This window comes from Bacillus kalamii, from assembly GCF_047238185.1.
Lineage (GTDB): Bacteria > Bacillota > Bacilli > Bacillales > DSM-1321 > Bacillus_AD.
In genome coordinates, this window is record NZ_JBDFMI010000006.1 from 1182916 (window position 1) to 1209710 (window position 26795).

A 26795-nucleotide genomic window follows, 5' to 3' on the forward strand; every position below is an offset into this window, starting at 1 on the left:
ATAAAAGAATTGCCTGTAAATGGCTATAAGGATAGTTTACCACTTTCTTATCCTTATATATATGAATCGGCTTGTTACTCTGCCAGTTTGAAACCATTGATAATATCTGCCAGTTCCTCGGATAACATGCTGAGTGAGTGTGCCGATTCAGCAACTTCGACCATTGCAGCGTTCTGTTCCTCAGCGGAAGCGGCAACTGTTTGTGTCAGGCTTGATGTATTTTGGATGAGATCGACAGTCGATTGAATGACGTGGTCCATCTCTTCCGTCCCTTTTTGAATTTCATTGATCGATACCGTAACAGTGGATACTTTAGTGTGCATATCCTTTGCAGATTCAGAAATGGCAATTAATGATGCTTGAGCAACTGCTGCAAGATCAAGGCCGTCAATAATTGCCTGGCGTCCGTCGTCCATGGATGTGATGGATTCTGTAATGCCCAACTGGATGTCGGAAATCAGTAAGCGTATCTGGTTGGCGGATTGGTTGGATTGTTCCGCCAATTTTCTCACTTCATCCGCTACGACGGCGAAGCCACGGCCGTGTTCACCTGCACGGGCAGCTTCAATTGCTGCATTCAGTGCCAGCAAATTTGTCTGTTCGGCAATGTCTGTGATGATATTTATAATACTGTCGATTTCTTTGGAATGCTCGCCAAGGCGATTCATCAATTCTGCGGTGTCCTTGGTTGTTTCATTAATGATATTTACCTGCTGCATGGTCTTATTCATCATTTCGCCGCCGTTTTGGGCTTCTGCTGCATTATCACTGGATGATTTTAAAATGTTCGAAGCAACGGTAGAAATATGATGGATATTTTGCATGACATTTGTGCTTGTCTGTTCAAGCGTGTTGACGAAATCGTTTTGGGAATCTCCTGCTGATGCCACTTCCTGAATGGAATGAGCGATAGAATCGGTTGCTCTGCTTGTTTCTTCAGAGCTGGCATTCAATTGTTCAGCCGATGCGGCCACCATCTCAGAGTTATTCTTAATGGTCATGATCAATTTACTTAGCTTATCGCGCATTTTCATATAACTGCCTGCTAATTGGCCGATTTCATCGCCATTATGGTCGATAACTTCCATTGAAAAATCTCCATTGCCCGCTTTATCTAAAGCTGAAGAGATTAGGCTGAGCCTTTTTTTGAGTGTATGGGTGAAGAACCAAACGATAAAAAAGGATAGGACGATCAAGAGTATAGAACTGATGCAAATGACAATGAAAATGCTGGTAATGACATCATCGACCATTGTCTGTTTTGCGCTGATATGCCACATTCCGATTACGCTGGCAGAGCTATTGCGGATCGGCAAATAACCGGATTGGTACTGGATACCGTCTATTTTGACATTTCCAAAGTAGGTTTTCCCTTTTTGCAGCGTCTCTTTAGCCACCTCTTTATCGGCGATTGATCCCGTCCCTGCCTTTTTGTTGTCTTTTATCGTGGAAGCAAGTGCCACGTCTTTTAAATAGATGGTTACATCATCATTGGAAAGCTTACCAATCCTATTCACCATAGCCTCTGTAATTAAGGCGTTGCCTTTGTATAATTTTCCATTTTCCTCTTTCCAGTCTCCGGGGTATTGTGAATCGAAAGCCTGGTAGCTTAAGGGCAAATCTGTCTTTACTTTCTCCAAGCCGTTGCTTCGGATGGCTGTGTCCACTTTCCATATAACGGACAGGCCTAAAACGAATGCCAGGAATATCAAGGCAGTAATCACAAGGATATTGAATTTTGATGAAATTTTTAAGCGGCGGACCATTTTCAAATGAATTGCCTCCCTTTTTAGAAAAAATGATACCTATTGATTTATCGGCTTATTAGGAATATTTTTGAAGTTAAAAATGAATTTTAATGGGTATTTAGTCGCTGGGAAAGGAAAATATGAAGAAGGGAAAATAGAGCATTTATCCTCTTTAATCTTGTTTGTATTCCTATAAAGTTTTACATAGGCAAACTGATTGGGGGGAGACTGCATGAGATTAATCAGGCTGCAAGATTATGAACAAGCCACTATGGAATTGGCAAAGCCTATTTACGATAAATATCATCGGGTGTTATTGGCAGAAGGCCGTGCTATTCATCCAATCTTTGTAGAAAAGCTTAAGAAGCTCAATTTTCAATATATTTTTGTCGAAGATGCTATTTCTCAAGGAATTACTATGGAAGAAATGGTCGATATGCCAACTTGGATAGATTGCATCACACAGATGGAGAAGGTGTTTGGAAAAGTGCGCCGGAAAGAAGAATTTCCGCTTCGGCAATTACAGCAAACAGCCAATAAACTAGTGGATGAAGTATACAACAGAGGGGCGATTGTTTTAATCCCTGTCACTTTTCTTTCCGAGGAAGTCCATTTATATGCCCATTCGGTAAACGTGGCTCTTTTATCAATACAGTTAGGGAAAAAGAAAGGGTATAACCGAGTGAAGGTGAGAGACCTTGCCTTGGGAGGATTATTGCATGATATCGGTAAGGTGCTGGGAGATGAATCCGAAAGCCATGCCGTGAGAGGCTTCAATTACTTAAGGAATATGCAGGAGGTAAGCTTAGTTGCGGCCCATGTCGCTTTTCAGCACCATGAACATGAGGATGGAAGCGGAACGCCCAGAGGGCTTAAGGCAGACTTGATCCATGAATTTGCGCAGATATGTGCGATTGCCGATCTTTATGACCACTTGCTTTCAGACCATTTTTATCCTCCTCATATCGCATTGGAGTATATCATGACCAAGAGCGGTACTTGGTTCAATGCTGAACTTGTGAAGCTGTTCGTTCAGGAAGTCCCTTTTTATCCGCCAGGTACGAGAGTGAAGCTGAATACGAAGGAAGAGGCTATTGTTACAAAAATCAATAAAAATGTCCAGCGCCCGCATATCCGTATTCTTCATAATAATAAGGAGATAGCGCTCGTGGACAGTCCATCCATCATTATTACGAAAGTGATGGTTGAACAGGAAAAGATATTGAATACGTATATGAAGGAATTGAACCAAGATGATCGCCAGAACCGACATACATAAAAAGGACTTTCCGCTAGGGAAAGTCCTTTATTATAAGCTGGAAGCAAGTAAAGCATCTTTTTACTCTATTTTTAGGATTTCTTCAAGCTGCCCAATTCTGCTGCAATTGCTTCCATTTCACTTGGACTGAAGGATTGTTTTTTCATGACCATTTCATACAAATCCAACAATTCCTCATACATATCGTGGTTGAAATGCTCCGATTTTACCGCCCCTATATTCATCATTCGCAGCTTTTCTTTTATTTTCTCCACCATATAGTCAACATGTTCCGGTTTGTTTACCGTCAGATCCATTGCAATCTCCCTTTCTCCTTAACTTCTTACCATATTTCCATACTTGCAAGAGCCTGTCAACGCATTAACGGAGCTATAAGGGGATTGAAACAAATAAACTGTTGGAAAAGCGCTATAAAAATGGTTGAAAAAGATAGGTAATTATTAAAAAATATACTAAGATAGATTGTAAGTGGCATAAAAGGATACGCGTGTTAGATTGTGAATGGGGAGTGTAATAAGTGATTAACGTTTTATTTGTTTGTTTAGGAAATATCTGCCGATCGCCTATGGCTGAAGCTATGTTTCGCGATGTTGTGAAAAGGGAAGGTTTGGAAAAGGAGATTCGCATAGATTCCGCGGGAACAGGAGATTGGCATGTCGGCCATCCGCCCCATCAGGGCACAAGACAGCTCTTGGATAGCAAAGGAATCAGCTATGAAGGAATGGAAGCAAGGCAACTTAAGCCTGCAGATTTCAGTGAATTCGAATATATTATCGGTATGGATGCCAGCAATATAGGAAATATTAATCGGTTGGCTCCTGAAAAGACACAATCAAAGGTGTTGCGCTTGCTTGATTTAGTCGAACAGGCCAAAACAAGGGATGTGCCGGATCCTTATTATACCGGTAATTTTGAAGAGGTGGCACAGCGTATAGATAAAGGGTGCGAAGCTTTATTAGCGATGATTAAGAAAGACCATTCCCTTTCGTAAAGAAACAGAAAAAGGCTTAATGCAATCCAAAATAAAAAGAAAGAGGGTTCTTATACATGAATGATGTCCGGAATTCATACAATGAAGGTAAGAAGAGCAAACTGTGGAAAGGTATATTGCTGGGCGCCTTGGCAGGAGCAGCGGTAGCCATGCTGGACAAGCATACACGAGAGGCAACGATCGAGTGCGGCAAAAAAAGCTATCAGAACACAAAGGAACTTATTCAAAATCCAGAGCGGTTTGTGGAAAATGTAAAGGAAAAATCCAATCAAATCCGTTCTTCCATTGAAAGTATTACAGAGGATGTAGCATTCATAACCGGCAAGGTGGAAGAATTCAAGGAAATGGCTCCTGACATTGTGGATACAGTAATGGAAACTAAAGAAGTGTTTACGGATTCCGAGAAGGAGAATAAAGAGCCTGTCTTATAAAATGCAAACGAGTGAGGTGCTGCCTTGAATATGTCAATCGCAAATCAACTAACGAGGCTTGTCCGTACAATGCTGATTCGAATGAAAGACCATGATGTTTCAGGCATTGCTGCCTCGCTTGCCTTTTTCTTTCTATTGTCCTTATTTCCCCTTTTAATCGTGTTGGCGACTTTACTTCCTTATTTGCCTATAAAAGAAAGTGATATTATTACTTACTTAGCTGCTTATGTGCCAGAAGATTCTCTGCAGTTGTTAGAGGGGCATATCGAGAATATCATGGAGGGAAGCGGAAAACTGCTTTCTTTAGGAATTATCGGAACGCTCTGGTCAGCTTCTAATGCAATGAATGGCATGGTGAAGGCATTTAATAAAGCATATGATATTTATGATGACCGTACATATTTAATAGTTCGAGCCATAGCGCTCGTTTTGACTGTAGCTATGATTTTTATCTTTATCATTGCGCTGCTGCTGCCTGTCTTCGGGAAGCAAATCGGCTTGTTTATCTTTGATTTGCTCGGGTACGATAAGCAGTTCCTGCATATGTGGGATGCCATAAGATGGATATTGAGCATTTTTATCTTATTTTGTGTTTTTTCCCTTCTTTATTGGGTATTTCCTGTAGTCAAAATGGATAACCGTGTAGTGATGAGGGGAGCTCTGTTCGCAACTGTTGGATGGAGTGTTGTTTCATTGGGATTTTCATTTTATGTGAATAATTTCTCAAATTATTCAACGACCTATGGAAGTATCGGAGGAATCATTGTATTGATGCTCTGGTTTTATATTTTGGCCTATATCATTATTCTTGGAGCGGAAATAAATGCAATGTGGCGTGAAAAATAGAGAAAGGAGGCTAACCGGAAGGTGCCTCCTTTCTCTATTTTAAGATGCTTTATCGAGTGCTGAAAGAGGCTTCTGCCGGAATGCTAGGAGAGCGATAAAAATCAATACAAGCATAGCCGTGAACATGAAGAAGAACCCCTTTGAGAAATGCTGGATGACATTCCCTCCTATATAAGGACCGATCATGCTGCCGAAGCTGAAGAATACACTGCACATAATATTGCCGGCCGGAAGCAGATTGTTCGGCAGGAGATCAGCCATGTAACTGATGCCGAGCGAATAAGTCGATCCGACGACCATACCTGCCGTAAATAAGCAGGCGAGCAACCCTATCACTGAATGCTGTATGGTTCCGGCGATAAGAAAGATAATTGCGCCTGTCAGCATTATGGCAAGAAGCATCTTCTTTCTTCCGAACCGGTCGCTGAACATGCCGAGCGGCAACTGAAACAGAATGCTTCCGAGGGCGAAAGAAGGAAGCAAAATACTGACAGTGTTAATATCCATTCCATTACGAAGGGCAAACACTGGGAAATTGCCGTTTAGTGATGCTTCCAAGAAGCCGTAGCCGAGAGGCGGCAAAAAAGCGACCCAGGCATATTTAAATACGTGCTGGAACCGCGAAAAAGTTCCCTTTACACTCGCAGTTTCAATCATTTGTTCCGGTTTTTCATTTTTCAGCAGAAAAATCGAAAGCCACGCTATCAACGTAATGCCGGAAGAAATGATAAAGGGCAAAGCCTCACTATATTGGACCAATCTGGAAAAGAGAGGCCCGATCGCAAAGCCGAGGCTGAAAAAAAGCCCATAAATAGCAACATTGCGCCCCCGTTTATGTAATGGAGAAAAAGATGTAATCCATGTTTGGGTGGAAAAATGAAGCATGTTATCCCCGATGCCGATAATTAATCGGAGAATAAACCAAAACCAAAAAGATTTCCAAACCGGGAATAAAGCAAATGCGATTGCGACCGTACCTGCACCCGCAATCAGCAGCGGCTTATAACCGAATTTCCGCAACGGAGCCTCCATCATCGGTGAGGCAAGAAGGATGCCGATATATAAGCCTGCAGCGTTCAACCCATTAAGAGTGGAGCTGACACCGTCACTTTCAAATATAATGGCAATCAGTGGCATAAGCATTCCTTGCGACAAACCGGATATAGCAACAATGCAAACGAGGATCCAAAAACGAAATTGTGTTTTTTCCATAGGCGTCGTTGTCCTTTTTTGAGAGATGTATAAGATTCATGTTACTGGTGATGTTCATTTTCTGCAAGGAAAGATCATTGAGTAGGAGAAAGTGGTATGGGGAGGGCTTACATAGGCAAAATAAAATGAAGGTTCTGCATAACAGCTGATTTGCAGAACCTTCATTATGGGTTTTTTATTAAACTATCTTGCATATTCTAATCCAACAAATAGTATCGATACTGAACTGATCGCTTTGGCTACTTTTTGATAAACAACCTTAATTAACGTCTGAACTAAACGAATACTTGTAGGAATGTTCACCACTTTCTATTTTTGATTTTAGGAGTGTAAGTATGAGCTACATATTTACTTATACGCATTCCTCCTTAACGTTGACAGCTTCAGGTGGTTTGAACGCTTCCCTCCTTTATTGAAGATTAAGGCTATTATACCGCTGTAAAATAAAAAAGTAAATAATATAAATTTTACAAAATTATTACATTCATCATAATCAGCTGCCATGAAAAAAACTGCATAGGAAGCTTACGGCGATTTAAAATCATATTGCCGAAAGTCCGTATAGAAAGAATCTAATAAGCAAATTCTAAAATCAAAATAAAACTTTCAGCCCTGAAAGAAGGAGCCAGAATGTATGAAACGATTAGTGACAACTTTAATCATAGTGCTTTGCTTAGCATTTATTCCAAGCTACAGCTCTGCTGCAGAAATACAAGCCCAAAATCGGCAAGCCGCTGTTAAAATCCCAAGTACGGTACTGCAAATTGCAAAAGAAAATACGTACCCAAACCCAAGCCAGGATCTCCCTTATTTGCAGCCAAGCGCATTAACGAAGACATTGATATCTTCTTCAAATGTTAAAATTGAGAATCCTGAACTTATCCGCATATTAAACGAATCCACTATTTCTAAAGCTCCATTTGCACTGGGGTATCGGGCGACCATTTATTTGGGCCACTGGGCATTGGTTTATGAATCTGCAGAAACAGCGCCTAATTGGGAATTTCAAAAAATAAATACTAATTTTCATGATAATCGGGGTTCTGAAACGATATACCCGATGCATTATGTGCAAGAAATGCAAAAGACAGTACGAGGAGGTCTTACTGCTAAAGTGCCCCAGGCAGAAGATGTACAAAAGATGATGCTTCTCAAGGCCGCAAAGAAGACAAAATTGCCGCTATCATTTGATACGATTGTTGGTGCCGGCACAAAAAATGAACGTATATATAATGTTCCACCGAAAAATCTGGGGTATTTATACACGTATGCAAGCGCAATCAATGAAAAAGGAAAAGTAACTTATGGTGAAGTTTACTTGGTGCTAAAAGGAAACAGGAAAACCCTTGTCGTTAAAAATGTTACTTCGCAGGGAATAGGGGCATGGATTCCTGTTCAGGACCACCTTTCATTTGGCTTCATATCCACCAATCGCCCGAGATAATCTACATTATAAAAAGCCGGAAATGCATTAGCCCATGCATTTTCCGGCTTTTTATTGTCTAGCTGCAAGCGCCAGCCCCTCGTCTTAAGCTTGTCGGGCCTGACCAAGCTGCTTCCGCTTTTCGTTTTGTCTAGCTGCAGCGGCTAAGCCCTCGAGGTCTTAAGCCAAGAATAGTCAAAGGCAAAATTCGGCCTTTGAGCAATTCTCGTCTTAAGCTTGTCGGGCCTGACCAAGCCGCTTCCGCTTTTCGTCTTACCTACATAATTGTTTGTTTGCTTTTTTTTGTTTGAAGTTTTCGTCTGGGTAATAGGCGTTTTTCACTAATACATTCGGGCCTAGGCATTTGACAGCTGGGCAATGGCAATTCAATGTATTGGCCAGGTCGGTGGCATTCCAGTTTTCATAGGCCTGCTGTAACGTGTGGCCTTTTATGTTTCCGAGAGGAGGTGCGTCACCGAAATCTGTTACGATGACATCTCCATTGAAGATGTTGATATTCAGCCTTGAGCGGCCGTCAGGATCGTTTCGTACAGTGACATTCTTGCTGCTGTAAAGTCTTTCCAGTAAGGTGGTATCTTCAGGATTTGAGCTGCAAGGATAAAATGGCAATGTGCCGAATAGCATCCAAGTATCCTGGTCGCGAATATCTAACAAGTGATGGATGGCCTTCCGGGTTTCCTCCAATGAGACAGATTTCAGACTGCTTGCAAAATCGCTTGGGTACATGGGATGGACTTCATGCCGGCTGCATTTCATATCGTGGACGATTTCTTCATGTATATGGGCTAAATGCGGCAAGGTACGGTTGTTGATCATTGTTTCAGCTGAGATGAACACACCTTGTTTTGATAATTCGCGGCTGTTTTCAATTATACGGTCGAATAATTTTGCACGTTGCCCTCTGGAAGGCTGTCTGTTCATCATGGCGAATCCATTATCGATGAATTGATCGACTGTGCCCCAATTGTGTGAGATATGCAGTACATCAAGGTACGGAATAACCGTGTCGTATTCTCCTAATGAGACCGTTAAATTGGAGTTCATTTGGGTTCGGATCCCGCGTTCGTGGGCATACTTTAAAAGAGGCACCACATAGTTTTTAACGCTTTTACGGTTGAGCATCGGCTCCCCTCCTGTGATGCTCAATGCTTTCAATTCTGTTACCTCATCAAGGCGTTTCAGCAATAGGTCGAGCGGGAGAGCTTCTTCATCTTTCGGTGACAAAGTATAGCCGACTGCACAATGCTCACATCTCATATTGCAAAGAGTGGTCGTTGTGAACTCAATATTCGTTAATTTGGGAACGCCGTATTCTTCAATGTCATTATAGGCTTCCCACGGATCAAATAGTATGGAAATGGGTGTACGGGATTTTGTGGTCATATTCATTCTCCTTGTTCATCAATAGCTTCCCTTATGCTTTACACTCATTGTGAGTATATGAAAGGGAAAACATATTAAAACAAATATTACAGTATCTTTTTTGCACGGTAAACATACTGATTATGAATATTTACATTGAAATTCCAATGTTTTTAGTAGAAAATGAATATACTGCAATATTATTTACTTCTTGCCGAATGTTAGAAAGGAGCTCATATATAATGGGAAAACCAATTTTAAATAAAGATGACCAAATGAATTTTTTGAAGCAGCGCTTAACAATGTTCATTGAGGTGCTGGATACAATCGATCCCGAGGATGCGGACTTAGAGGATGTAGACCGCCTGATTGAATTCCTTGATGAACTGGAAGTAAAGGTTGAGCAATTCAAAAGCCGTTAATATGGAGCCCGGGCAGTTTGCCGAGGGCTTTTTCTTTTTGCCTGCTTCTTTTATTATGGCTGGAAAATGTGTAAACGCTTGCTGTTTATACTTTTCCAAAGAGGGACCAAGGAGTATAATGGATGGGTGATAAAAGGAAATGGAACAGTTTAGAAACAATAAGGCTTCCTTGTGCGGCGAATGATCTGAATAATCAGAAGGAATGCCTGGAAGGATAGTTACGGTCCATACATGAGGGGGAAATGGGATGAACGTAGAGAAACTTCAAGAAAGTATGTATCAATTAATTGTTGAGACAAGCACGAACTTGCCTAAGGATGTAAGACGGGCATTGAAGAAGGCAAAGGAAAAAGAGATAGCAGGAACCCGTTCTGCAATGAGCTTGGCAACAATTGCCGAGAATATTCAAATGGCTGACGATGCTATTTCACCAATTTGCCAGGATACAGGCCTTCCGACATTTAAAATTAAAACACCGGTCGGAGTCAATCAGCTGGAGATAAAGGATGCAATCTATAAAGCGATCCAACAAGCGACAAAGGACGGAAAACTCCGCCCGAATGCTGTGGATTCACTGACAGGGGGAAACAGTGGGGATAATCTGGGCATAGGCTTGCCTGTCATTAAATTTGACCAATGGGAAAAAGATTATATAGACGCACGGCTTATTTTAAAGGGCGGCGGCTGTGAAAATAAAAATATTCAATATAGCCTTCCTTGCGAGCTTGAGGGCTTAGGCAGAGCGGGCCGTGATTTGGACGGCATCCGCAAATGTGTGATGCATTCTGTTTACCAGGCGCAGGGGCAAGGCTGCAGTGCCGGATTTATCGGAGTAGGTATCGGCGGCGACCGCTCATCCGGCTATGACTTGGCTAAAGCACAATTATTCAGAAGCGCCGATGATGTAAACGAAAACGAAGACCTCCGCAAATTGGAGGAATATGTCATGGAGCATGCCAATGAATTGGGGATTGGTACAATGGGATTCGGCGGGGAAACAACCTTGCTTGGCTGTAAAGCCGGCGTGATGCATCGCATACCTGCAAGTTTCTTTGTATCAGTTGCCTATAATTGTTGGGCCTTCCGCCGCTTGGGCATCAAAATGGATGCAGAAACCGGTGAAATCAATGAATGGCTTTATCAAGAAGGAGATAAAGTTTCATTGATATCTGAAGGGGAAAAAGAATCAGCTGCGGCAATGGAAGAAGCTTCCCAAGAAATCATACTGCAAGCGCCCATTACAGAAGAGCAAATCAGATCACTGAAAGTTGGGGATGTGGTCAAAATCAACGGTATGATGTATACAGGCCGCGATGCGATCCATAAGTATTTAAGCGATCATGATGCGCCTGTCGATTTGAATGGCCAGGTTATTTACCATTGCGGACCTGTTATGCTGAAGGATGATGAAGGCGAATGGCATGTGAAAGCTGCCGGTCCGACAACAAGTATCCGTGAAGAGCCATACCAAGGTGATATTATGAAAAAATTTGGCATCCGCGCTGTTATCGGCAAAGGTGGTATGGGTGCCAAAACACTTGCCGCACTTGGCGAGCATGGCGGCGTATATTTGAATGCGATTGGCGGCGCAGCCCAATATTATGCGGACTGTATCAAAAAGGTAGAAGGTGTTGACCTGATGAACTTCGGAATTCCTGAAGCTATGTGGCATTTAAGAGTGGAAGGGTTTAAAGCTGTGGTCACAATGGATTCACACGGAAACAGCCTCCATAAAGATATAGACCAATCTTCTCTTGAAAGACTGGCTAAGTTCAAAGAACGTGTATTTTAATCAATCCCTAATTGAAGCTGTGCCTTTCGGTGCAGCTTCTTTTGTTTCTTGAAATTACCTATCATGTTTTTCCTTTCTCTTCGAATAATAATGAATGATGAAGAAAGAAGGGAAAAGTCAATATGAAAAAAATAGTGTTGCTTCTATTTTCAATTTTATGCAGTTTGTCCCTCGCCCACACAGTTCTTGCGGAAGTATCGAATAAGCCATATGGCTGGGGAATTGTGAAAAGTAAAGGCGGCATCCCGGCAGATGCAGGGAAAGATCTGAACCTCATTGTGAAAAAGCATGGCGCCTTTTATAAAGGCGACGCAAAAGAAAAGGTTTTGTATCTTACATTTGATAACGGATACGAAAATGGCTACACATCAAAGATTTTGGAAACGTTAAAAAAACAAAAAGTGCCGGCTATTTTCTTTGTAACCGGCCATTATCTAAAATCTGCCCCAGACCTTTCTAAACGAATGGTAAAGGAAGGGCATCTGATCGGCAACCATTCATGGAGCCATCCTGATATGACCACGCTTGGCAAATCCAAAATGCTTGAGGAATTAGATTCAGTCAAACGAAAGACGGCAGAGCTGACAGGGCAGAAAAGCATGCTTTACCTGAGGCCTCCTCGTGGGATATTCAGTGAAAGAACGTTGGAAATAACCAATAAAGCCGGATATGTAAATGTATTTTGGTCACTGGCCTATAAAGATTGGGACGTGAAAAACCAAAAAGGAGCTGATTATGCCTATCAACAAATCATGAGCCAAGTCCATCCTGGGGCTATTATGCTGATCCATTCCATTTCAAAGGATAATGCCGATGCCTTGGAGCGGGTGATCATTGATTTGAAAAAGAAGGGGTATTCATTTAAAAGTTTGGACTATTTAGTAATGAAACATGAATTGAAAGGCAGTTTCTTTTAAAAGATCTTCATATGATGAAGGTCTTCTTTTTTTGCCCTCTATTTTAGATACGCCATGCAAACATGCTATAATACATAAAAGATGGAAGGGGGAACGTATGTATGTGGATTGAACATGTTTCAACAGAGGGGCCGTATTTTTTTGAAGGTGTATTGGATCGTCTCTCCATCGATCCTCTTCAGGCAGTGGACATCGAGAATCGAATGGTAAAAGTTCCATTAAATTTGGAGAATGGGCCACAGGTCATCACTGTCCAGGCATCTGGCACCACTGGCGAACCCTCCTTTATTTTGACCGGAAGCCAAGAAGACAGTAAGGAAGAAGCGATTCGGAGAATAACGGAAATATTTGGCTGGAATCGGCCGTTGAATGCGATACATGAGCATTTTCAGAGTACCCCATTAAAACCTTTGTTTGACGACCATTATGGAACAGCGTTACTATTAGACTTTGATTACTTCAGCAATCTGGCCAAGAGCATCATTCACCAGCAGCTCAATCTTGCATTTGCATATGTCCTAACCGAACGATTCGTGAAAACGTTCGGATTTCAACAGGAGGGCGCATGGTTTTATCCAACTCCGGAGACAGTCTCAGAGCTGACTGTGGACCAATTGAGAGAGTTGCAATTCAGCGGACGCAAGGCTGAATATATCATCGGATTATCGCAGGAAATTGTGTCAGGGAGATTGGATCTCCAGCCATTAAAGAGTGCTAGCGATGAAGAGGTGATGGCTGCTTTGACCCGAGTCAGAGGGATAGGCAAATGGACGGCAGAAAGTTTTCTGCTGTTTGGCCTTGGCCGGTTGAATATATTCCCGAAGGCGGATATCGGCATTCAAAATGCATTGAAACAAATCATGAAGTTGGAGCAAAAGCCGACGATGGATGAAATGGCTTTATGGATGGAAGCATACCATCCTTATTCAAGCTACGCAGCCCTCTATTTATGGAGAAGCGTAGAAAAACGGAGTGAAAAAAAGAAATGAACAAACAACAAGATATAGCCTTGAAATTGGGGCAGACATTTCCCTTGACGATTAAGCGATTGGGAATAAACGGAGAAGGTGTCGGCTATTTCAAAAGAGGTGTCGTTTTTGTGCCTGGAGCGCTTCCTGGAGAAGAAATTGTGGCTGAAGCTGTAAAAATCCACCCTAAGTTTGCGGAAGCGAAGGTAAAGAAAATTAGGAAGGCTTCACCGCATCGCGTGAAAGCCCCTTGCCCAGTGTACGAACAGTGCGGAGGCTGCCAAATACAGCATTTGGCCTATAGCCAGCAGCTGAAGGAAAAACGCGATATTGTAAGACAGGCTTTCGAACGTTATATGCGGCACAGTGTGGATCAATTAGAAATACGGGATACGATCGGCATGGAGGATCCTTGGAATTACCGGAACAAAAGCCAATTCCAAGTAGGAACAAAAGGAGATAAGGTCATTGCCGGCCTTTATGGGGCCAATTCCCATAACCTGATTGATATTCCTGAGTGTATCGTCCAGCATCCCGCATGCAATGACATTACATTGACAGTTAAAGAAGCGCTGCAAAAGCTTGAAATACCTATTTATAATGAGAAGAAGAAAACAGGGATTGTCCGCACGATTATTGTCCGGGCAGGATTTGCGACGAATGAAGTGCAAGTTGTCCTTGTGACGGCTAAAAAAGAATTGCCGAAAAGGCAGCAGCTGATTGATATAGTCATGGATAAGCACCCTGAAGTGAAGTCTTTTGTCCAAAATATCAACAGAGCCGACACGTCCCTTGTTTTTGGTGAACAAACAACCCCATTGGCAGGAGCAAATAGTATTAAAGAAACACTTGGCGAGCTATCATATGAATTGTCGGCAAGAACCTTTTTCCAGCTGAATCCGATCCAGACGGTGAAACTGTATGATGAAGCGAAGAAAGCGGCTGCTTTGACGGGCAAAGAAAATGTCGTCGACGCTTATTGCGGAGTGGGGACAATCGGCCTCTGGCTATCCGATCAGGCTAAGGAAGTGCGTGGGATGGATGTCATTAAGGCGTCCATCAACGATGCAAGGGAAAACGCCAAACGGCATGGCAAGGACAATGTAAAGTTTGCGGCAGGAAAGGCAGAGAATGTCCTGCCGAGCTGGCTGAAGGAAGGCTGGAAGCCGGATGTCATTGTTGTTGATCCGCCAAGAAGCGGCTGCGACCATGCTTTGCTGCAGACAATCGTAAAGGTCAAGCCGAAACGGATTGTGTATGTATCCTGCAATCCATCCACATTGGCTAAAGACATCCAGCAGCTCGGCAAGCAATATAAGGTGGAATACATCCAGCCTGTGGATATGTTCCCGCAGACTGCTCATGTGGAGTGCGTGGCTAAAATTGTTTTAAAACAAGGTAATTAGGAGATAGTTTAGATGGATATGAATAATAACGATCTATTAATACGGATCAGGTATGCACTGGATATAAAAGATGTGGATATGATTAAAATCTTTAAACTGGGTGATGTTGAGGTAACGAGAGAAGAACTACGTGAGCTACTTACCAAAACACCAGATAGTTACTACGATGATGAAGTCGATGAGATGGATGAGGACTACGTTATTTGTAGTAATGTCATGCTAGAGTCTTTTCTAAATGGACTTATTATCTTCAAAAGGGGAAGACAAGAGCCAAAACCAGGGCAGCCTGAAAGACCTGCAATTACGATAAAGCATAATAGTAGTGTGAACAATGTAGTGTTTAAGAAATTAAAAATAGCTTTATCATTAACAAGTGATGACATTTTAGATATTCTTGACGAAGTGGGCGTAATCCTTTCAAATAGCGAATTGAGTGCTATCTTTAGAAAAGAAGGACATAAGCATTATGTTCCATGTGGAGATCGATATGCTCGTAATTTCTTAAAAGGGTTGGCTATGAGGTACCGGGGATAAGGCAATTAAAATAGTTGTTTAGAGATAGGCTTGAGGAGAAGGGGAAACCCATCTCTTCAGGCTTTTTTTAAGTTGAAAAGAGAGGAAGCTCAAGGGGGGATTGAAAAGGCACTTTCCATAGGTTTTATGAGGCTCCGAGCTTTGCCGACTGGCTTCACTATTGAAAAATCGGTATAATGCTCTTTAGATTTAAAAGAGCGGGGAGGGCGTTTCTTTGAATAAAACAATCGGTATATTGGCCCATGTGGATGCCGGGAAGACCACGTTTTCAGAGCAATTGCTTTATCATACGGATAGCATTAAAAAGCGGGGCAGGGTCGACCATAAAGATGCTTTCCTGGATTGCCATGAAATCGAAAGGCAAAGGGGGATTACGGTTTTTGCCGAGCAGGGGATAATGGATTATCAGGATTCGACCTATTATTTAATTGATAATCCGGGCCATGTAGATTTCTCTCCTGAAATGGAACGTTCTATTCAAGTATTGGATTATGCGATTGTCATTGTTTCTGCGGTGGAAGGAATCCGCGGCCATACAGAAACAGTTTGGCATTTGCTCCGGAAACACAGCATCCCGACGTTTTTCTTTTTGAATAAAACAGACCAAGCGGGAGCTGACGCGGAAAAAGTACTTGAAGAAATGCAGAGAGAATTGACAGATGACATATGCAATATCACATCTTCCTTTAAAGAAGAAACAATGAGTGAAGAGCTGGCAGAGTTTATCGCGGAAAGGGATGAACAGTTGCTCGACCGATATATGGATGAAGGCTACAGTAAAGAGATATGGCTCGATAAGATGATTGAAATGGTCCGGGAATGCCGAATTTTCCCTGCCTGCAGCGGATCTGCACTTAAAGATATTGGAGTTGTTGAGTTTCTTGAAAAGTTCAATGCCTTAACCAAGACAAGCTACTCTAAAGCAGATCCTTTTTCCGCCCGTGTCTACAAAATCCGCCACGATGAGAAAGGGACAAGATTGACATTCATTAAAATACTTGGCGGAACAGTCAATGTCAGGGATGAAATCCAATATGGAGATTGCACGGAAAAAATAACGGGCTTACGGAAATATAATGGGCATTCTTTTGAACAAGTGAAGAGCGCCGGTGCTGGCGAGCTGGTAGCGTTGATTGGCCTTTCTGCAGCAGCTGTTGGCAAGGGGCTGGGCGGATTGCAGGAACAACTCCGTTATGAACTGGTGCCTGCCTTGAAATCAAAAGTCAATATTCATTCCTCCATCCATATCAAAGACGCTTTGCGATCCTTCTATATACTGAACGATGAAGATCCTTCCTTACATGTCACATGGGATGAAACAGTCCAGGAAATACATATACATGTAATGGGTGTCATGCAGCTTGAAATCCTGAAGCAAATCATTCCTGACCGGTTTCATTTTGATGTATCTTTTGAAGAGCCCACGATTGTATACAAGGAAACGATAGAGAAGGAAGTGTATGGATATGGGCACTTTGAGCCGCTTGGCCATTACGCTGAAGTCCATTTACAATTGGAACCGGGCGAGAGAGACAGCGGCATTGTGTTTGAAAATGTATGCCATGCCAATGATTTAAGTGCCGGAAATCAAAACTTGATCAGAAAGCATCTATTGGAAAAGGAACACCGGGGTATATTGACGGGTTCTGCTGTTACGGACTTGAAAATCACGCTATTGACGGGTAGGGCCCATGTCAAACATACATCCGGCGGCGATTTTAAGGAAGCCGCATACAGGGCATTCAGGCAAGGGCTTGAACAGGCAAGCAATATTCTTCTGGAACCCTTCTACGATTTTAAAATCAAAGTGGAGTTGGACCAAATAGGCAGAGTGATGGCAGATATCCAAGCAGCACACGGTTCATTCAATCCCCCACAAACGGAGGGAAATAGAGCTGTTTTGGCAGGAAAGGCCCCTGTGGCGACTTTTATGAAGTACAGTTCCGAACTGGCTTCATTCACTCAAGGGACCGGCGTTATTCAGCTGGTCTTTGGAGGGTATGGCCCTTGCCATAATCCGGAGGAAGTGAAGGTGCGTATTGGTTATGATAAAAATAGCGATCCCGAATACCAATCCTCCTCCATTTTTTGTTCAAAGGGGCAGGCTTATACAGTGCCTTGGGATCAAGCAAAAGAAGAAATGCATGCATTGTAAGAGAGAGAGGAATACCTCTCTCTTTTTTTGCACCTATCCCTTCATATGTAACGGTATGTATATAATAAAAGTTGTTCCTTCATTACGTTTACTTTCTACTGTTATTTTTCCGTTGTACTTTTGAATGATACTGTAACATACCGTCAAGCCAATGCCGGTCCCGATATCCTTCAATGAGTAGAAGGGCGTACCGATCTGCTCCAATTGGGCTTTGCTCATGCCGACTCCTGTATCGGAAATTTTAATAAAAGCCATCTCTTGGGCTTGCCCGGCTACCACATAAATAAAGCCTGCTTTTTGCATAGCTTCTATGCCGTTTTTAAGGATATTGACTAGAACTTGCTTCAATTCTCCTGGATTCATTTTTACGTGTAATGGGATGGAAGTCTGCAATTCGATGCCGATGTTTTGGTGATTGGCGTAGCTCGAAAGGAGATCGACTGCTTTCCGGATTTCGATATTCAACTCAATCACTTGCGAATTTTCTGTTTGGGGTTTGGCCAGCGACAAATAATCATTAATGATCAATTGCGTATGCTCAAGTTCTGTCAGCATGGTCTTTACATAAAATCGGTCCGTTTCATTAAGTTTCTTTTCTTGGTCCAATAATTGGGCGAAGCCTTTGACAACTGTAATGGGATTCCGTATTTCATGTGCGATTGTTGCGGCCAGTTGTCCGATGCTGTTCAATTGTTTGGCTTGCTGCAGTTCTTTTTGAAAGGCTTTGGTCGCCGCCATCCTATTGGACGTGCCGAGGAAAACAAAAATCAGGATAATCTGTATGGCTATGAAATTCAAAGTATTCCCAAATGCATCTTGGGCTACATAATCATAGGTTTTCTTTAAAGATGTTTGCGAAATAATGTAGATAAAGAATGGGCCGAGAATTGTATTGATAGAAACGATGATATAAAAGCTGATTTTATCGAACAGAAAAATTGGGATTAACGGAGCCATGGCAAACAGGCACATCATGATAGCGGTTTCTGGAAAGGTCCAAAACTTTGCGTATAAATAGACAGTAATAAAAAAGATGAACAGGCTTTTGAAACCTTGTTTATCTTTTTTGATGTAAAAAAATAAGGAGATAAGGATACAAGTGATTAGGAAAACCTGCAAGGCCATCTCAAAGGTGTTGTTTTTCCAGCTGATTGGTGAAACAGAGATACCAATTACAAGTAACAAAGAGATGATTGCCATAAAGCTCTTTAGGATAAAATGATGCTGCTTCTGGTAATATTGATAATTTTTTATCATAATTCTCCTGAAAATATATAATTTGGTAGTTAAATAGTAATATGTATCATAGCGTTTGTAAATGAAAAAATGGATTTCAATCGTGTTAAGCTGTAGCGAAATGGACAGAGCGAAAGAGTGCCTTTAATTCATTTCATCCTGCCCGATATAATAAGTGAAAGAAACATGTTCATTGCGTATAAAAAAAGGGGGGAGAAGATGAATATTTCAAGCATCGGCTCTGTGCAAAGAAAAGGGTTATATACACCTATTAAGATGGAGAACCAGCAGCGGGTGGATAAACAAGAAAAAAGGGATTCTGCAACAATTAGTGAAGGGGCAAGAGCACTGTTTGCAAAAGATGGGCAAACGAAGAGCAATTCCATGATTGATTCCTTAATGAAACAGCGGGAAAAACTGCTTGACCGTAAAAACAGTTTGATGGATAAAGCAACTGCCGGTCAGGGGGGCCTTTCAGCAGTAAAGGACCAATTAAAGGAGATCGAGGAACAGCTCCAAACAATTGATGACCAAATTTCTCAGCAGATGTTAGATGACCGCCAGCGGAAGCTGGAAGGAGAGAAATCAAAAGAGCTGAAGAATGAGGGACAAAATGAGGAAGCAACTGAAAGTGAAAGCCAGATGCAGCAATTCCAAAAAATGACTTCAATTACTGGCAGAGTAACTGCCATGGAGCAATTGTCTGTACAAAAAAACAGCATGGGCAGAACAGCACATATTTTGGCTAATGAGATAGCTATTGATGAAGCGAGGTCCCTATCAGGACAGCCTGCTTCTTTAAAGCGTAAGCAATTGCACCAGTTAAATAAGCATATTGAAGAAACGGGCAAGAAACTGTATGAAACGATGCAGGAAAGCAATAGGCAATTAAAACCCGCAGCTGCAGACCTGGCGGAGAAGCCTAAGACGCATAGTTCCGAAGCACATGGATATAAGAAACTAGCAGCGGATAACAGCGACAGCAAGCAACAAATAAATCGGTCTGACGTAGAAGAGCAAAAGTGGGTTGACCAGATAGGATAAAAAGCAAGACGGCCCTCCGTATGGCCGCCTTGTTTTTTTATGACTTATTGATTTGCTTAATTTTCAGGTTATAGGTACGGCAAAGGGAATAAAATTGACCCAGGATTTGGTCGGTATAGCCATTTTCGGATAGCTCCATTGACTGTCCATCCTGAAATAAAAATGTAAATTCAGATGAGTCGCCTTCATTTCCTACGTAATGGGTGATTGATTTGACTTGATCCCAGGTATAATTCCGGTCACTCAATGAATAGGCATTTCTAAAAGAAATAGATTCTTCGGAGAGCGATTTATAGGATTGTGCAGCAATATAGAAGGGGATCACACTGAGCAGAGTACAGATGACACTGGGCAAGATGGCATTTTTACGGGCATCCATGAAATAGAGAAGCAGGCAGGATGCGATCAGCAGCAGGAAACCGATGGCATATAAGTAGTAATTGACGGAGGGCGCCTGTACAATCCATAAATTTTGATTGGAATGAAGAGTTTCTGCCACAATATGTGGGGCAAGCATAATGATGAATGGACATAGAAGAGCGATACAGAAACCTATAGTCATAAAGATATGTTTGGTTTCGTAATTTCTATACAATTAAATTCCTCCTATTATATGTAAATATATTCCATTATATAATGTTTGGTACAAATATAAAGCCTTTTTTTGATAGATATGAACGTGCAGAGCCTAACATATAATATAAAATGAAGGGCCATAAAGGTGGGATATTTCGTGAAGGGGGAGTTTATATGCGTGATTATCAAGATATTTGCCTGAAGTTCGGCCATATTTTAAACGGAAAAAGTGAGCAGAAAAGCGATGGGGGATGTTCTGTGCATTTTCAAAGGAGCTTTCCGGCCTATATGCAGGGCAAACAATCACACTCCGTACTGCCGGTCGATGTGCTGTTTGAGTCATTGGATCAACAGGGGAATGCCTTGAATTTGGCTGAGGCGGCCCTCCTTCAGGAAGAAGTGCCTCCATTTTTATTATCCGTCTTACAGCAAGGTCTCATTGTCAGTGCAGTTCATAACCATTGGCTGTTTACGGATCCGGTCATTATATATGTCCATATTCAATCAGTGGAGCCGCCCCTGCAATTTGCCAGAAAAATGGCCAATGCCTTTACGTTTTTACGCTCTCCATTGGAATAGAAATGAATATCGTTTATTCAGTATTTTCCGACTATAAATCTCCTGGCATCTTTTCATTGACTCACTTCTGAGTCGTTGTTACAATGCTTGAAACGGTAAAACATCGTGATTTCGTAAAAACTAATTAAATAGATATAGACTCGTATAATTTTGGAAATATGGTCCAAAAGTCTCTACAAACTACCGTAATATAGTTCGGCTACGAGAATAGTAGGAAACAGCATTTTGCCATCGCCAGGTGGATTAAAGTGCTGTATTCAGCCAACCTTTGACATAGGGAAGCCTCTCCCTATTACTATTCTTCCTTGCCAGCAATCATCTAGGAGGAAGATATAATGAATATCCCAAACTTAACAAATCAAATTAAGGCAGCACGCAATGAAATCCTGCCTGATCTAGTCATTAAAAATGTAAATATAGTGAATGTCTTCACCGATGAATTTGAAAAAGGCGATGTCGCTATACATGATGGCATTTTTGTCGGAATTGGAGAGTATAATGGCAAACGTGAAATAGATGGTTCAGCCTATACAATGGTTCCAGGATTAATTGATGCACATGTGCATATTGAATCAAGTATGCTTTCACCATCGCAATTTCAGCATGCTGTCCTTCCGCGCGGCATCACTACCATTGTTACAGACCCTCATGAGATTGCAAATGTCACTGGAGTGGAAGGCATTAAATGGATGTTGGATGATAGCAAAGGATGCATGTTGAATTACCGCTATCAACTGCCTTCTTGTGTGCCAGCCACTTCTTTTGAAGATAACGGCGCTACATTGGAAGCTAAGGATCTTGAGCCATTTTATCAAGAAGAGCAGGTTTTGGGGCTTGCAGAAGTGATGGATTTCCCTGCTGTTTTATCAGCTCGGCCCGATATGATGGAAAAGCTTGAAGGAGCCCGGAATGCAGGCGTACCCATAGACGGCCACGGTGCCGGTTTAGGCGGAAAAGATATAAATGCTTATTTGACTGCCGGCATTACAACGGACCATGAATGCATTCAATCTGAGGAAATGATAGAGAGAGTCCGAAGAGGTATGTATGTAATGTTGCGCGAGGGATCGGCGGCACGTAATTTACATGATTTATTGAAGGGCTATTCTAAGGAAATATCACATCGATTGTTATTTTGTACAGATGATAAACATATAGATGATCTGCTGGAAGAAGGCAGTGTCGATTTCCATGTAAGAGAATGCCTGAAGCAAGGGATCGACCTTTTTTCCATTATGAGAATGGCTTCCTTCAATGCAGCACAATGCTATGGATTGAAAGGGAAAGGGGCGATTGCACCTGGCTATGACGCGGATTTTATTCTTTTGAAAGAGATCGATTCGTTTGAGGTTGATTCTGTCTGGGTCGGAGGGGAAAAGTATGATTCCCAACCTTCTGTCCAAAAAGGCGGGAAGTTCGAAAATACAGTGAAGCTAGGAAAATATAACCAAGAGCTTCTGTCTTTGCCTATGAAGAGCAGCAAGGCAAGGGTAATTGAAGTCATCCCGAATTCCATAGTGACAAAAAATGCTGTGGCAAATATTAAAGTAGAAAACGGCTTATTTGTAACAGACACTGCTGGCGATACTGTCAAGATCGCTGTTATTGAGCGGCATAAGGGGACAGGTTCTGTCGGAGTGGGAATAGTTAAGGGATTCCAGCTGCAGCAGGGAGCAATTGCAACGACGATAGCCCATGATTCCCATAATATTATTTGCATCGGTACAAATGACCATGATATGGATACGGCTATCCGTGAGTTGGAACGGATTGGCGGAGGTATATCTATAGCTTGTGACGGGGGCGTTCTATCATCTTTATCATTGCCGATTGGCGGTTTAATGACAACCGTCACTCCGGCAGAATTGAATGATAATTACAGTGATTTATTGACTTCCTTATCAAGATTGGGAATCACGACACAATTTTCTCCGCTATTAACGTTATCCTTTTTGGCATTGCCGGTTATTCCTTCATTGAAATTGACAAACCAAGGATTGTTTGATGTGGATACCTTTCAATTTGTTGATGTAAGTCTATAAAAGGCGGCCTGCTTTATGCTACCCGGGTTCCATTTTTAGAGGGAATATCTGAAAGATCAATGAAAATAACAATTGAATTAGCATTTTTCTTATATATATGTTAGATAAGAGCAACAGAGTTGATAAAAGGGACCACACCTATTAGACATGTTTAATAGGTGTGGTCCCTTTGTTTCAATGACAGCCATGGACTTCTACTAAAGCTCGCGCTAGTTGAAGATCGTATATTTGCATAATAGTATCAAATAACTATCTATAAATGTAAATTCTAATAATCTAACTGTTTCAAACCTAGCAGTAAATCCTCATCAGTAATCTTTATGATTTTATATAAATTCAGCTTTTTATCTATTTTTTTATCCATTTTATCTGTGCTACTAAATACATCTATAACTGCATCAATTGCATAAACAAGAGGTGTTAATACACCTGCGCTTCCCAATTCCATTCCTAAGCGTTCTTTCTCTGACAGATGCGTATCCATTTTCTTTCTAACTTCTTTGAAGTAATCGCCTTTAATGAGTATATAATCATATTTTGATTCTAAGCCTGTTAATAATTCATTTGGATTATGTACTTCGTAAGTGGTTAAATCATTTTTTTTAAACATAAGAATAGTCCACCTCTCAAGTTGTATAATAATTCATCCATAATTATTATACGGTTATAACAAACTGAAGTTTCGCTTTTTTCTAATTATGTTTATTCAACTACACCGTTTGTAGAATAAAAAAAGCAATTCGGAAGCCACTATTTCTATCTAGATAAAAGATTTCCAAGCGTTTTTTATTTTGTTGACTTAGTACAAGAAAAAGCCAGCACGATTGGGATTCTTAGTCTTCTTTCGAATTCTTCATCATTAGTGAAATGATCTCTTTTTGGCGTTCCTTCCCGTAAATCAACTATTGAGAAACCTGATTTTGTGAGAGCCTTAAAATAATGTTCAGTTGTTCGATGGTATTTTACAACGGTTTGTTCAATCCATGGCTCTTTTCTTTCCCCTTCAAGAAAGTAGTCATCAACTATCCAGTTTTCACGCTTATCTCCTGTTTGTTTGCTTATAAATGAAGAAGTAGTAAGGGGATGTTGGACACTGAATACAAACTTGCCATTATCCTTTAAGGTTTTATATACATTCTGGAACAATAAATGAACATCAGGGACATAGTGTATGGCAAAACGGGAAGTAACGATATCAAAATCTTGGGTGGGGTAGCTGTATGATTCCATTGTTTCGTGATGAATCGTTCCTTGTTTATTTGCCATCTTAAGATCTGCAGCTGCAGCCATTTGTTCGGAACCTTCTATTCCTGTGTAAAACGCTGCACCTTGATCAAGGAGTTCCTTTCCAAACGAAGCATCGCCACATCCTAAGTCTAATATGCGTTTATGTTGAAAATCACCAATGAGTTCATAAATGATAGGGCTTTCGATAGCATTGTTTGGGCTATCCTTCCTACTCCTTCTCTTCATAAAATGTGAGAAAAAGTCCTTTTGGTCATAAACGCTTGCACCTCTGTATTCCATACAATCCATTTCCCCTTCCGTTCTTTATACGACATAATGCTGCAATAATCAAAAGGTGATAGTCTTTGGATATTTTATCATATGAATTGTAAAATACTAGAAATAAGGTTTTGTAGACAAAAAAAGCAGACAAAATCGCTATGCGACTTAATCTGCTAATTCTATTCCATTTGTAATGTGTTTATTGGAACTTTAACGCTATATCGCCATCCTGCGCCTTTACTGTCAGCATGTCTTTGTTATGCTCCGAGGATGTAACTGTGCCTTCAAATGGCTTATTATTGACTATAATATCACCATATTGGGTTTTAAGCTGATAACCGAGCGATTTTTGATTATTGGTTGGTTTAACCCATACATCTCCGTAATCAGAGTTAATTTCCGTCATCCCTTTAAGGGAGCCGGACAGTGATAGATCACCATCTGTACTGTTGATGGTTAACCCTTTACTATTTACTTGCCGGATTGCGATATCCCCATATTTATTGGATACGGTGGCTTTCATAGCATTTAGGTTCTGAATAAGCATATCTCCATCATTGCCTGCAATGGAAAAGTCATTTGTTGATACATTTTTTACGACGGAGTCTCCATACTCATTGGCGATTGAAAGTGAATTTGTACTGATATTCAGTAAAGCCAGGTCACCATCATTACTTTCAACGCTTAATTTTTGGCTTGAAAGCCCATTAATGGACGTATCGCCATATTTATTAATCAAGGTGAACTGATTGATCATTTGTTCCTTAGGAACATATATTTTAATTTTTGCCTGGTTTGATGCTGAGAGCCCAAAATTGAGAGAAAACCGGGCTTTTTCATTATGATCCTTATATTTGATAAAGAGTGTGCCGTTTTTCACTTCACACGTCCATTTTTGTTTGGAAAGATAGCTTAATTCCACTTTATATTCATCTGATGGAATGAAGGAGATATCGGCATCATTGATATCTATATTCACGTTTTCAAATGCTTTCAAAGCCACTGTTTTTTTCTTCAACGTATCATGCTTATCCACTTCTACAGACGTTCCATTGAAGGAAACGGAATAATGCGCCCCTGAGAAGAAACCGATCGCCGCTATTATTAAGCCAAAGACAATGAGGCAGCTCGCGAATAGATAGAGGAATTTCGTTCCTTTTTTCATGAGTTAAGACCACCTTTCTTTGTATGTGATAGCTTATCGAATTGCCGCTTCATCCAGCGGGCGATAGACCGGCTGATCGATTTTGTGATGAAAAGCAACGGGTGGAAAAGCAACAGGCCGATACCTGCAATGGCCATACCGCCGCCGATGAAAAGAAGGGCAGTCGGCACATGGGAGAATAATACCGCAATTCCAGCTGCGATACTTGCTATTCCCCCTAAAATAAGCCCCGCAACGACACTGAAAAAAGAAACGATAAAGGCAGCTCCGCATACGGCAACCGCAAATAATAGTGCAATTGCTGCTATAGCAATTGGCAGCGCAATCGGTGAAGCCAAAATAGCCAACACGATGAACCAGATTGCTGAAATGCCTTTTTTCGCTGAATCCGGATGGGAATCCATATTCTTCACAGCATAATCAGCTAATATTTTGGAAGCGACAGCGGAAGGAGTACCGAGGCTGTTAATGACGTCCTGCTCATTTTCTGGGCCTGCCTCGTCAAAATATTCACTGTAATATTCTATTGCTTCATCAATATCATCCTGGGGCAGCTTACGCAGCTTTTTACGTAACGTATCCAAATAACGTTGTTTATTCATTTTTTAAACCTCCAATCAAGACATGGTCAATCTTATCTTTATATTCCGTCCATTCTAAAAAGAGTTCCTGATACTTCAGGATGCCTTCATCTGTAATTTGATAGTATCTGCGGTTTCGTCCTTGAAACGGTTGATCATAAGTGGAAAGGCAGCCGCTTTTTTGCAATCGTCTCAGAACAGGATAAAGTGTTGATTCAGATATATCCATTACTTCGCGTACCTGCTGCGTCAATGAATATCCATATGCATCTTCCTTTGCCAAGATGGCCAAGACACAAGCGTCAAGCAATGCTGATCCAAGTTGAAACCCCATCATACACACCTCCTGATATGATATGATATTTAATTTATTATATTATATGGCGTATAATATCCTCTCACTTATATTATATGGCGTATAGTATTGCATTGTCAAACCCATTTATATAAAGCAGCCCATTATATAGAAGGTGTAGGATTTGTCGAAATATGCAAATAGAATAATATTGAAAAATATATCGCCACCCGATATAATCATGAATATAATATATCGGGA

The 26795-nt window shown here is 41.3% G+C and carries 26 protein-coding genes and 1 riboswitch; of the genes, 15 read left to right on the forward strand and 11 right to left on the reverse strand.

What is annotated here, in order from left to right; genetic code table 11:
- Positions 1 to 74 precede the first annotated feature (74 nt).
- On the reverse strand, positions 75 to 1766 hold the full coding sequence (locus ABC357_RS23625; protein WP_412890113.1) for a methyl-accepting chemotaxis protein: 1692 nt from the start codon (positions 1764 to 1766) through the stop codon (positions 75 to 77).
- Between the two features lie 214 nt (positions 1767 to 1980).
- On the opposite strand from ABC357_RS23625, the gene ABC357_RS23630 reads away from it, so the two are divergent.
- Positions 1981 to 3027 (forward strand): HD-GYP domain-containing protein, encoded by a 1047-nt coding sequence (locus tag ABC357_RS23630; protein WP_412889950.1) that lies wholly within the window; start codon positions 1981 to 1983, stop codon positions 3025 to 3027.
- Positions 3028 to 3098: 71 nt separating this feature from the next.
- Here ABC357_RS23630 and ABC357_RS23635 read toward each other — a convergent pair whose 3' ends face one another.
- The gene (locus ABC357_RS23635) at positions 3099 to 3323 is read right to left on the reverse strand and encodes a DUF1128 domain-containing protein (RefSeq protein ID WP_412889951.1); all 225 of its coding nucleotides are present in this window, start codon (positions 3321 to 3323) and stop codon (positions 3099 to 3101) included.
- A gap of 221 nt (positions 3324 to 3544) precedes the next feature.
- On the opposite strand from ABC357_RS23635, the gene ABC357_RS23640 reads away from it, so the two are divergent.
- Genes ABC357_RS23640 through ABC357_RS23650 form a run of 3 tightly spaced genes read left to right on the forward strand, consistent with a single transcriptional unit; the run spans position 3545 to position 5295 of the window.
- Complete coding sequence (locus ABC357_RS23640) at positions 3545 to 4018, forward strand: low molecular weight protein-tyrosine-phosphatase (protein ID WP_412889952.1); 474 nt, start codon at positions 3545 to 3547, stop codon at positions 4016 to 4018.
- 56 nt (positions 4019 to 4074) lie between these two features.
- A complete protein-coding gene (locus tag ABC357_RS23645; RefSeq protein ID WP_412889953.1) occupies positions 4075 to 4449 on the forward strand; it encodes a YtxH domain-containing protein in 375 nt (124 codons plus the stop codon).
- Positions 4450 to 4479: 30 nt separating this feature from the next.
- Positions 4480 to 5295 carry a YihY/virulence factor BrkB family protein gene (locus ABC357_RS23650; protein ID WP_412890114.1) on the forward strand — a complete coding sequence of 272 codons (816 nt, stop codon included), beginning with the start codon at positions 4480 to 4482 and terminating at the stop codon, positions 5293 to 5295.
- Between the two features lie 39 nt (positions 5296 to 5334).
- Here ABC357_RS23650 and ABC357_RS23655 read toward each other — a convergent pair whose 3' ends face one another.
- The gene (locus tag ABC357_RS23655; protein ID WP_412889954.1) at positions 5335 to 6507 is read right to left on the reverse strand and encodes an MFS transporter; all 1173 of its coding nucleotides are present in this window, start codon (positions 6505 to 6507) and stop codon (positions 5335 to 5337) included.
- Between the two features lie 634 nt (positions 6508 to 7141).
- On the opposite strand from ABC357_RS23655, the gene ABC357_RS23660 reads away from it, so the two are divergent.
- Positions 7142 to 7951, forward strand: a complete 810-nt coding sequence (locus ABC357_RS23660) for a YfkD famly protein (RefSeq protein ID WP_412889955.1) — start codon at positions 7142 to 7144, stop codon at positions 7949 to 7951.
- Between the two features lie 252 nt (positions 7952 to 8203).
- Here the strand turns inward: ABC357_RS23660 and yfkAB are convergent, their stop codons facing one another.
- Positions 8204 to 9334: a radical SAM/CxCxxxxC motif protein YfkAB gene (gene yfkAB / locus ABC357_RS23665; protein WP_412889956.1), complete on the reverse strand. Its 1131-nt coding sequence runs from the start codon at positions 9332 to 9334 to the stop codon at positions 8204 to 8206.
- Between the two features lie 221 nt (positions 9335 to 9555).
- On the opposite strand from yfkAB, the gene ABC357_RS23670 reads away from it, so the two are divergent.
- The 7 genes from ABC357_RS23670 (at position 9556) to ABC357_RS23700 (ending at position 17507) form a co-directional block, all read left to right on the forward strand.
- Positions 9556 to 9735: an SE1561 family protein gene (locus tag ABC357_RS23670; RefSeq protein ID WP_412889957.1), complete on the forward strand. Its 180-nt coding sequence runs from the start codon at positions 9556 to 9558 to the stop codon at positions 9733 to 9735.
- A 247-nt stretch (positions 9736 to 9982) separates the two neighbouring features.
- Positions 9983 to 11527, forward strand: coding sequence for a fumarate hydratase (locus ABC357_RS23675; RefSeq protein ID WP_412889958.1), 1545 nt, complete (start codon positions 9983 to 9985; stop codon positions 11525 to 11527).
- Positions 11528 to 11649: 122 nt separating this feature from the next.
- Positions 11650 to 12444 (forward strand): delta-lactam-biosynthetic de-N-acetylase, encoded by a 795-nt coding sequence (gene pdaA / locus ABC357_RS23680; protein WP_412889959.1) that lies wholly within the window; start codon positions 11650 to 11652, stop codon positions 12442 to 12444.
- A 101-nt stretch (positions 12445 to 12545) separates the two neighbouring features.
- Positions 12546 to 13433 carry a DNA-3-methyladenine glycosylase family protein gene (locus ABC357_RS23685; protein WP_412889960.1) on the forward strand — a complete coding sequence of 296 codons (888 nt, stop codon included), beginning with the start codon at positions 12546 to 12548 and terminating at the stop codon, positions 13431 to 13433.
- On the forward strand, positions 13430 to 14818 hold the full coding sequence (gene rlmD, locus ABC357_RS23690) for a 23S rRNA (uracil(1939)-C(5))-methyltransferase RlmD (RefSeq protein WP_412889961.1): 1389 nt from the start codon (positions 13430 to 13432) through the stop codon (positions 14816 to 14818). Before ABC357_RS23685 ends, rlmD begins: the two co-directional genes overlap by 4 nt.
- 12 nt (positions 14819 to 14830) lie before the next feature.
- On the forward strand, positions 14831 to 15352 hold the full coding sequence (locus ABC357_RS23695; protein ID WP_412889962.1) for a YehS family protein: 522 nt from the start codon (positions 14831 to 14833) through the stop codon (positions 15350 to 15352).
- Positions 15353 to 15566: 214 nt separating this feature from the next.
- Entirely contained in the window at positions 15567 to 17507 is a 1941-nt protein-coding gene (locus tag ABC357_RS23700) for a GTP-binding protein (RefSeq protein ID WP_412889963.1), read from the forward strand.
- 33 nt (positions 17508 to 17540) lie between these two features.
- Here ABC357_RS23700 and ABC357_RS23705 read toward each other — a convergent pair whose 3' ends face one another.
- Positions 17541 to 18764: an ATP-binding protein gene (locus ABC357_RS23705; protein ID WP_412889964.1), complete on the reverse strand. Its 1224-nt coding sequence runs from the start codon at positions 18762 to 18764 to the stop codon at positions 17541 to 17543.
- Between the two features lie 198 nt (positions 18765 to 18962).
- Between ABC357_RS23705 and ABC357_RS23710 the strand changes: the two genes are divergently transcribed.
- Positions 18963 to 19787 (forward strand): hypothetical protein, encoded by an 825-nt coding sequence (locus ABC357_RS23710; RefSeq protein ID WP_412889965.1) that lies wholly within the window; start codon positions 18963 to 18965, stop codon positions 19785 to 19787.
- A 37-nt stretch (positions 19788 to 19824) separates the two neighbouring features.
- Here ABC357_RS23710 and ABC357_RS23715 read toward each other — a convergent pair whose 3' ends face one another.
- Complete coding sequence (locus ABC357_RS23715) at positions 19825 to 20382, reverse strand: hypothetical protein (RefSeq protein ID WP_412889966.1); 558 nt, start codon at positions 20380 to 20382, stop codon at positions 19825 to 19827.
- Positions 20383 to 20537: 155 nt separating this feature from the next.
- Here ABC357_RS23715 and ABC357_RS23720 point away from each other — a divergent pair, with 155 nt between their 5' ends.
- Positions 20538 to 20942 (forward strand): DUF1259 domain-containing protein, encoded by a 405-nt coding sequence (locus tag ABC357_RS23720; RefSeq protein WP_412889967.1) that lies wholly within the window; start codon positions 20538 to 20540, stop codon positions 20940 to 20942.
- 120 nt (positions 20943 to 21062) lie between these two features.
- Positions 21063 to 21164, forward strand: a riboswitch (purine riboswitch).
- Positions 21165 to 21277: 113 nt separating this feature from the next.
- On the forward strand, positions 21278 to 22984 hold the full coding sequence (gene ade / locus ABC357_RS23725; protein WP_412889968.1) for an adenine deaminase: 1707 nt from the start codon (positions 21278 to 21280) through the stop codon (positions 22982 to 22984).
- A gap of 268 nt (positions 22985 to 23252) precedes the next feature.
- Here the strand turns inward: ade and ABC357_RS23730 are convergent, their stop codons facing one another.
- The 5 genes from ABC357_RS23730 to ABC357_RS23750 form a co-directional block, all read right to left on the reverse strand.
- Positions 23253 to 23594, reverse strand: coding sequence for a hypothetical protein (locus ABC357_RS23730; RefSeq protein ID WP_412889969.1), 342 nt, complete (start codon positions 23592 to 23594; stop codon positions 23253 to 23255).
- Between the two features lie 176 nt (positions 23595 to 23770).
- Positions 23771 to 24511 (reverse strand): class I SAM-dependent methyltransferase, encoded by a 741-nt coding sequence (locus ABC357_RS23735; protein ID WP_412889970.1) that lies wholly within the window; start codon positions 24509 to 24511, stop codon positions 23771 to 23773.
- A gap of 181 nt (positions 24512 to 24692) precedes the next feature.
- A complete protein-coding gene (locus ABC357_RS23740) occupies positions 24693 to 25658 on the reverse strand; it encodes a DUF4097 family beta strand repeat-containing protein (RefSeq protein WP_412889971.1) in 966 nt (321 codons plus the stop codon).
- Positions 25655 to 26260 carry a DUF1700 domain-containing protein gene (locus tag ABC357_RS23745; protein WP_412889972.1) on the reverse strand — a complete coding sequence of 202 codons (606 nt, stop codon included), beginning with the start codon at positions 26258 to 26260 and terminating at the stop codon, positions 25655 to 25657. The genes ABC357_RS23740 and ABC357_RS23745 overlap by 4 nt, the downstream gene beginning before the upstream one ends.
- Positions 26253 to 26576 carry a PadR family transcriptional regulator gene (locus ABC357_RS23750; protein WP_459562759.1) on the reverse strand — a complete coding sequence of 108 codons (324 nt, stop codon included), beginning with the start codon at positions 26574 to 26576 and terminating at the stop codon, positions 26253 to 26255. Before ABC357_RS23750 ends, ABC357_RS23745 begins: the two co-directional genes overlap by 8 nt.
- Between the last annotated feature and the right edge of the window lie 219 nt (positions 26577 to 26795).